The following is a 2673-nucleotide window of genomic DNA, read 5'->3' as shown; positions in this document are numbered from 1 at the left end:
AGTAATACCACGCGCTCGCTCTTCGGGCGCATTATCGATTTGATCAAAGGCTTTAACTTCACCGCCTTGGAGCTCAGCCATTACTTTTGTTAAAGCAGCGGTTAAAGTCGTTTTACCGTGGTCGACGTGACCGATGGTGCCGACGTTTACGTGTGGCTTACTACGTGAGAATTTTTCTTTGGCCATTAAAATACACCCCCTAATAATCAACACATGGAGCTCATAACCGGATTTGAACCGGTGACCTCTTCCTTACCAAGGAAGTGCTCTACCTACTGAGCTATATGAGCTTAAATTTAGATATGGAGCGGGTGATGGGAATCGAACCCACGTGATCAGCTTGGAAGGCTGGAGTTCTACCATTGAACTACACCCGCGGATATTTTTAAGTTGATGGTGGAGGGGGGAGGATTCGAACCTCCGAAGGCAGAGCCGGCAGATTTACAGTCTGATCCCTTTGGCCGCTCGGGAACCCCTCCGTTATCGAATAATCTGTTTATTATCTTTCATTAAGTTTGCGCTGTCAATCAATCATTTCACAGAATTAAATTTATTCATCATTACCGACATATCACCTACAACCATCTGATCCATACAACTTCCAGCAAGATCAAAAACTGACAACATTGATTTCCACTCATGTTTAGACGGATCTGATAACACATAATCCGCAATATCTTTTCCAACTGGCGGCCGACCAATTCCTATTCTTAAACGATAAAACTCTTTTGAACCCAGATGTGCAATAATGTCTTTTAAGCCATTATGTCCTGCATGCCCACCGTCTTTTTTCAGCTTTACCACGCCAACATCGAAATCAAGCTCATCGTGAACAACAAGAATCTCTTCCGGCACCAACTTATAATATCGCGCGACCTTACCTACAGCCTGACCACTTCGATTCATAAAAGTACATGGCTTTAACAGCTTCACTTTTTCGCCAGCAACCCCAATTTCCGCCAATAATCCATCAAACCGAGACTCATCAACCCAGCCACTACCCGATTCGGATATCAATTTGTCTAAAAACAAAAACCCGGCATTATGCCGGGTTGTTTCGTATTGCCGACCAGGATTACCTAAGCCAACTATAAGTTTAATCATTTGTATTTATGAGCTGCTATGGAGCCGCTTCATCTTTGCTCGCCTTTGAAGCCATCATGGACGCAACAGGATGATCATGCTCAGGCCCTTGCGCAAGCGCTACAATTTCAACACCAGCCGGCAATACAATATCCGAAAGATGAACCGACTCACCAATATCCAAACCGCTCAAGTCTACTTCAATATAGTCAGGCAGAGCAGTCGGCAAACAAGAAACCTCAACATCAATCATAGCATGAGTTACAATGCCGCCTTTCTTTCCACCGATTGACGTCTGCTCATTGATAAAATGCAATGGCACATGAACCTTTACAGCCTCCGACATATTTACCCGAAGAAAATCCATATGCAGGATTTGAAACCTAGAAGGATGACGCTGAACACCTTTCAGAATCGCTTTCTCTGCTTTTCCATCGACATTAATATCTAAAACGTGCGAATAAACCGCCTCATGAGCAAGATGTTTAATCACTTCATTATGACTCAGCACAAGCATTTGAGGCTCGCTATGCCCACCGTATATCACTGCAGGCACATTACCTTTACGACGCACTCTTCTGGCTGCGCTTTTACCTGATTGCCCACGACTTTCGGCAACAAACTCAAATACGTTAGACATTTTCCTCTCAACCCCGTGCCATCAAGCACAACAAATTAAATTTTATCGATCTACAACCATCAATCCACATAGAGCGAACTAACTGACTCACCGACAGCTATACGCCTTATAGTTTCAGCCAGCATTTCCGCAACACTTAGCTGCCTTATTCTGCCTAATTCAGCAGCTTCACGGCTCAGCGGAATAGTATCAGTAACCACTAATTCATCAAGCTCCGAGTTATTTATATTCTTTAAAGCGGAACCTGATAATACCGCATGAGTACAATATGCAACTACTTTGATCGCCCCATGCTTCTTTAATGCTTCAGCAGCATGACACAACGTTCCCGCCGTATCGACTAAATCATCGATCAATACACAACTACGGCCATCCACATCACCAATTATATGCATAATTTCTGCAACATTAGCTTTCGGCCTACGCTTATCTATAATCGCAAGATCAGCATCGTCCAAGCGCTTTGCAAGCGCTCTAGCTCTGACAACACCACCAACATCCGGCGAAACAACAATCAGATCCTTATATTTTTGCCGCCACACATCACCAAGAAGAATGGGCGATGAATAGACATTATCTACAGGAATATCAAAAAAACCCTGTATTTGGTCAGCATGTAAGTCAACCGTTAAAATCCGATCCGTACCCGCCTGTTCAATCATTTTTGCAACAAGCTTCGCGCTAATTGGCACACGTGCAGATCGAGATCTCCTGTCTTGCCGCGCATAACCATAATATGGCATTACCGCAGTTATTCGTGATGCTGAAGCTCGATGAAGAGCATCTATCATCACCAGCAATTCCATTAAATTCTCATTTGTTGGCGAGCAAGTCGGCTGAATAACAAAAACATCCTTGCCACGAACATTTTCCTCAATCTCTACTGCGACTTCCCCATCACTGAATCTTCCGACAGTTGCCATCCCGAGGCGCATATTGAGCTTCTTTAC

4 protein-coding genes and 3 tRNA genes are annotated in these 2673 nt (G+C 44.0%); all 7 read right to left on the bottom strand.

Annotated features, from left to right (window positions below):
• Nucleotides 1-186, bottom strand: a 186-nt coding sequence (locus tag EPO18_RS14880; RefSeq protein WP_292434535.1) for a GTP-binding protein, incomplete at its 3' end; no start/stop codon positions are given.
• Between the two features lie 28 nt (nucleotides 187-214).
• Nucleotides 215-290: transfer RNA gene (locus EPO18_RS14875), tRNA-Thr, on the bottom strand.
• 13 nt (nucleotides 291-303) lie between these two features.
• Nucleotides 304-377: transfer RNA gene (locus EPO18_RS14870), tRNA-Gly, on the bottom strand.
• 17 nt (nucleotides 378-394) lie between these two features.
• Nucleotides 395-479, bottom strand: a tRNA-Tyr gene (locus tag EPO18_RS14865).
• Nucleotides 480-531: 52 nt separating this feature from the next.
• Nucleotides 532-1104 carry an aminoacyl-tRNA hydrolase gene (gene pth, locus EPO18_RS14860; RefSeq protein ID WP_292434531.1) on the bottom strand — a complete coding sequence of 191 codons (573 nt, stop codon included), beginning with the start codon at nucleotides 1102-1104 and terminating at the stop codon, nucleotides 532-534.
• Nucleotides 1105-1120: 16 nt separating this feature from the next.
• Nucleotides 1121-1723: a 50S ribosomal protein L25/general stress protein Ctc gene (locus EPO18_RS14855; protein WP_292434529.1), complete on the bottom strand. Its 603-nt coding sequence runs from the start codon at nucleotides 1721-1723 to the stop codon at nucleotides 1121-1123.
• A gap of 59 nt (nucleotides 1724-1782) precedes the next feature.
• The coding region (locus tag EPO18_RS14850; protein ID WP_292434525.1) for a ribose-phosphate diphosphokinase at nucleotides 1783-2673 on the bottom strand (891 nt) is incomplete at its 5' end.

This window comes from Methylobacter sp. (assembly GCF_004322395.1).
Classification (GTDB): Bacteria; Pseudomonadota; Gammaproteobacteria; order Methylococcales; family Methylomonadaceae; genus Methylobacter_A.
Note: the sequence above shows the minus strand (reverse complement) of the source record. Positions and strands in the feature narration are given on the sequence as shown.